This is a genomic window from Xylophilus sp. (assembly GCA_009914555.1).
GTDB lineage: Bacteria > Pseudomonadota > Gammaproteobacteria > Burkholderiales > Burkholderiaceae_C > WNDY01.
The window spans coordinates 1-4,625 of record WNDY01000117.1 but is presented as its reverse complement, the minus strand read 5'-3'; the positions used below and the strand labels follow the sequence as shown (position 1 = coordinate 4,625).

8 protein-coding genes are annotated in these 4,625 nt (G+C 52.7%); all 8 read left to right on the top strand.

Going from position 1 to position 4,625, the window contains the following annotated elements; genetic code table 11:
* Positions 1 to 153 precede the first annotated feature (153 nt).
* Positions 154 to 276 (top strand): hypothetical protein, encoded by a 123-nt coding sequence (locus GAK38_RS23465; protein ID WP_325347293.1) that lies wholly within the window; start codon positions 154 to 156, stop codon positions 274 to 276.
* A 23-nt stretch (positions 277 to 299) separates the two neighbouring features.
* Positions 300 to 926: a hypothetical protein gene (locus tag GAK38_RS23460; RefSeq protein ID WP_325347292.1), complete on the top strand. Its 627-nt coding sequence runs from the start codon at positions 300 to 302 to the stop codon at positions 924 to 926.
* 100 nt (positions 927 to 1,026) lie between these two features.
* A complete protein-coding gene (locus GAK38_RS23455; protein WP_325347291.1) occupies positions 1,027 to 1,218 on the top strand; it encodes a hypothetical protein in 192 nt (63 codons plus the stop codon).
* Positions 1,215 to 1,439 (top strand): hypothetical protein, encoded by a 225-nt coding sequence (locus GAK38_RS23450; RefSeq protein ID WP_325347290.1) that lies wholly within the window; start codon positions 1,215 to 1,217, stop codon positions 1,437 to 1,439. The genes GAK38_RS23455 and GAK38_RS23450 overlap by 4 nt, the downstream gene beginning before the upstream one ends.
* Before the next feature lie 102 nt (positions 1,440 to 1,541).
* Entirely contained in the window at positions 1,542 to 1,991 is a 450-nt protein-coding gene (locus GAK38_RS23445; RefSeq protein WP_325347289.1) for a hypothetical protein, read from the top strand.
* Positions 1,988 to 3,340 carry a phage terminase large subunit gene (locus GAK38_RS23440; protein WP_325347288.1) on the top strand — a complete coding sequence of 451 codons (1,353 nt, stop codon included), beginning with the start codon at positions 1,988 to 1,990 and terminating at the stop codon, positions 3,338 to 3,340. The genes GAK38_RS23445 and GAK38_RS23440 overlap by 4 nt, the downstream gene beginning before the upstream one ends.
* Complete coding sequence (locus GAK38_RS23435; protein WP_325347287.1) at positions 3,337 to 3,834, top strand: hypothetical protein; 498 nt, start codon at positions 3,337 to 3,339, stop codon at positions 3,832 to 3,834. Before GAK38_RS23440 ends, GAK38_RS23435 begins: the two co-directional genes overlap by 4 nt.
* Before the next feature lie 202 nt (positions 3,835 to 4,036).
* A partial coding sequence (locus GAK38_RS23430; RefSeq protein WP_325347286.1) for a portal protein occupies positions 4,037 to 4,625 on the top strand: 589 nt, incomplete at its 3' end.

Genomic DNA, 4,625 nt, shown 5'->3' with positions numbered 1-4,625 from the left:
GCTCATCAAGCATCAAGGCGTTGCCAGAGGTTATTCATTCCCACAGCAGGAAGGGAGGGGCGCGTAATGTTCTACGCCCGATCAACCCATGTAGACGCAGGCATTAAGCGCAGGAAGCAAGCTGCAATTCGTAAAGCGGCATAGGAGAGGGCGATGAAGGAAGTGATTGGGTTCGGAATATTTATGCTGGTCATGGCTTTGGTGTTCTCCAAGCCGGAGCAGGTTGGCGGGTATTTTGGAAAAGTGGTCCATTCATTTGAACAGGCGAAGCAATAACCCCAGGCGATGAGGAAACAGGCATGGCGGTATATTCAAAGGCTGAAAAGCGACGACTGAAAAAGGGAAGGCCAGTTTTGCCAGCGGCAGAGCGGGAGCCAAACGGGCGAAAGAGCAGACGCAAGTCCTCAATCGTCCGCAGAACACATGAAACGGAAGCAGAGACAAAGCTGGTTGTCATTTCTGCCCGCATGAAAATGGGAATGTCAGCATCGATCGCAGAGCGACCAGAAGCGGGTTCCGTACTCGGTCGCCTTCATATCCTGTTCCCTGATCGTGTCACCTATGCGCATTATCAGGCGGGTTTGCGATACGGTGCCGACTATTGCCGGTACTACGCTCTAAGCGGCATTCCTTATCCATCAGCACGCGCCCACGACATGACCCGCGTTCATGGTGTAGGAACGGACAAGTCAGAAGCCGCAGGGCAGGCGCGTGAGCGTGTTCTTGATCTGGGTGAGGCTATCCGCAAGGTCGATCAATCAGGCCGACCAATCCAGTCAACAATTCGGAAAGTCTGCATTCTCGATGAAGACACAGGAATGCATCTGCCGCACATGGTTCGATTCCTCGCCACAGGCTTAGACGCACTTGTGGATTTCTACGGGATAGATCGTAAGGCTAAACCAAAAGACTTGACTAATGAATGACATTTAGTCAGCCTGAATATGGTAGGTTATTTGTTTCACTTAAGAGAATACAGCGGCTTTCGGGCCGCTTTTTTGTTGTCTCCAGTTTGGAGCGTGCAAGATGCCCAAGCCACCCAAGAAAGAGCTTAAGGCTCTCGACGACATAGCGATCAAATCGACAGTCGCTGTCTGGCGCGCGCGCAACATGATCATGCTTGAAGCAGTCATAGCCGCTTTCATGGATAGCGACACACCGCAAGACGTGGCGCAGATACTCAGAGAGCAGGCAGACCAGCTTGAGGAGTTTGGATGAGCGCGCAGATCATTGGCTTCACACCTGATATCGTTGGCGATGGTTTTACGGTTGATCCAGATGAAGTTCTTCAGGGCTGCATTGGTAAGCTGAAAAGCGTTGTCGTGGTCGGGATTGATGAAGATGACGATCTATGGGGCAGCGCATCAGACGGCAGGCCAGAAACGACTGCTCTGCTTGAACGCGCAAAGGCGAGGTTGATAGCAAGTTATGATGACTAAGCTTCTCGCTCTCTCTGCGTTTATCCTGCTTGCCTCATGCGCATTACCTTATGAGCGCCACTGCTCATTCAACGATTACCTGACAAAGACGTGGTGTAAGTGATGGCTCTCTCACCAGAGCGTGTAAAAGAAATTGCTGACCGGGCAGAAGCGAGAGCAGGGCAACCTGTAACGACTGGTCGCCCGTCAAAGCGCACACCAGAGATGGAAGAAGCAATCATCAACGGTTTGATGGATGGGTTTAGTCTCGTGCAGATATGTGCGAACGACTGTATGCCAAATCGTCGGACTATTCTCCGTTGGATGGAAGATGATGAAGCTTTTGCCACAAGGTGCGCGCGTGCGAGGAAAATCCAAGCCGATCTGATGGATGACAAGATCATTCAGTTGATCGAAGATGTTAATGTCGAGAACGCATCTGCAATGCGGGTGAAGCTTTCAGCGCTTCAATGGCGCGCGGCTAAACTGGCTCCTAAAAAGTACGGCGATAAGCAGGAAGTTGAGCATACAGGGCAGGTTGTCATGATTGCTCCAGAGGCTTCGGATCTATGACGATCCAGTTGACGAAGAAGCAGCAGGCATTGCTTCCTCTTCTCGGACGTCAGGGTACAAAGCACACGCTGATCTACGGCGGGTCGCGTTCGGGTAAGACATTCCTGACTTGCTACGCGATTGCTACACGGGCATTGCGTGCCGAAGGTTCTCGACATGGGGTATTCCGCAAGCACGCTGTTGCGGTGAAGCAGTCTGTCGGGCGCGATACCTTCCCGAAGGTCATGCGGCTGGCTTATCCTGACGCTGCATACAAATGGTATGAGCAGGACGGTGTTTTCGTTTACGGCAATGGCTCAGAAGTTTGGTGCGCCGGGCTTGATGACAAAGAGCGCGTCGACAAGGTTCTGGGTAAAGAATACGCCACCGTTTATGAGAACGAAGCTTCAGAGCTTAGTTACGATGCTCACACTACGCTGATGACGCGCCTTGCACAGAACGTGCAGGCAAATGTTGGGCATCCTGGTCCACTGCCATTACGCAACTATGTGGACTTGAACCCTACAACTCAGAGTCATTGGACTTACAAATTGTTCGTCCAGGGTGTTGATCCTGAAAGCAAGCGGCCAATCAATCGCGGTGATTACAGCCACTATGTGGCTAATCCGATGGATAACCATCTCAATCTGCCGCCTGACTATCTGGAAAGCCTGAAATATCTGCCAGAGGCAAAGCGCAAGCGCTTCTTCCTCGGCGAGTTCTCGGGCGATGCAGAAGATGCTCTTTGGTCGCGTGGCGTTATTGAGCGTCTGTATGTTCTTGGTGACGATGAGTTGCCGGACTTTGTGAAGATTGTTGTTGCTGTAGACCCTGCGACAAGTTCTAAACCGGGTAGCGATGAAACAGGCATTGTCGTCTGCGCACTCGACAAAGAGGGTTACGGCTACGTTCTTGAAGATGCCAGCGGTGTGATGAAGCCCGAAGAATGGGCAAAACGCGCTGTTACGCTCTACAATTACTACAAGGCTGACAGCATCGTCGCTGAAAAGAACCAAGGCGGCGAGATGGTCGAAAGCACCATTCAGGCGCAGGCAAAAGGCCGGTGGATTCCGGTCAAGCTGGTTCATGCATCGCGCGGCAAGGTCGTTCGAGCAGAGCCGATCATTGCGCTCTATGCCCGTCGACGCGTTCGTCACGTCCGAGAGTTCACAGAACTTGAAGATCAGATGTGCAGCTTCACGACTGGCTTTGACAGGTCAAGCGCCGGTTATTCGCCTGATCGTGTCGACGCGCTTGTCTGGGGCTTCACAGAGCTATTCCCCGGTTTGATCGAGGAACGGCCAGAAAACATTCCGCTTGGTCAGATGCAGACTGTAGCACCTGACGAAAACATACTGGACAGCTGGTGAGAGTCGAAATCAGAGACGGCACGCTGCGTGATATTTGTTACGTGGCGGCGAACTTACGCGATCAGGACAGGCGGGAGATTTTCGCAACGGCATTGCTTGAGAGCGGTTCGCAGGCTGGCGCTATGTCATTCCTTACATCGCCTGACTTCTGTTGGACAGCTTGGATTGATGGACAGCCGGTCGCTGCTTTTGGCGTATCGTCCGCAAGCCCATATCAGCCGCACATTCGGTTTGCGTGGGCCTACGGAACGAACAAGTTCAAACGTGCTGCGCCGACAATAACAAGATTTTGCCTAAAGGAATGGCCGAAGCGTCTCATTTCAGAAGGTGTGACGCGGGTCGAGATTAGATCAGTTGCAGATCATGACCTTGCTCATAAGTGGTTGAAATCCATTCGAGCGAAACACGAGGCCGATATGCCGAACTATGGCGTTAACGGCGAGACATTCCAGCTTTGGGCTTGGTTGAAAGAGGATTTTGAAGATGTGCTTTAAGCCAGATACACCGAAGGTGCCCGACGCGCCAGCCGTGCCAAGCGAAGATGCAGAGGCAGCAAAGACGCGCCGTGCAGCGGAGCTGGATGCAAGCCGTCAGGCACAAGGCCGCGCTTCAACCATTATCACTACGCCGCTAGGCGCTCAGGATTATGGGAATGAAGAAAACCGCCGTCGCACCACAATCAGCGGGTTTTGATCCATGGGCATTGCAGACTATATCATGCAGCAGCAGTCACAGATGGCGGCTGAACGCTATCCGTGGGAAGCGGTATGGCGTGATGTCGTCAATCTGTGCATGCCTTATGCTTCGCACAAGTATGAGATCAACGGGCTTACACTATCGTCGTCTCTGACTGGCACAGCGCAACAGCCGCAGGCCGCACAGCGCAGCAAAGAGATATTCGACAACACAGCATCATGGGCGCTTACTCGTCTGTCTGCTGGCATGGAAAGCCTGATTACGCCACGCGTTCAGAAGTGGCATTTGTTCTCGCTAGATGGCCCGTTCTCGCCAGAGCCGACCGATCTTGAGGAAGAATGGCTTGACCATCTGCGCGATTATCATTTCTCGGCGCGGTACAATACGAAGTCGAACTTCGCCCTTGCCAATCAGAAGGCTATTCGCGCTACCTGTGGGTTAGGAACCGGCATCACGTATCTTGAGGAAAATCTAGGCCGTCGCGGCGTCGACCCGGTCAAGGTTCCTTTCTTCTACCGATCTGTGCCTGTGGTTGAATGCTATCTCGGCATCAACGCCTATGACGATGTTGATAAGTGCATTCGCGTCC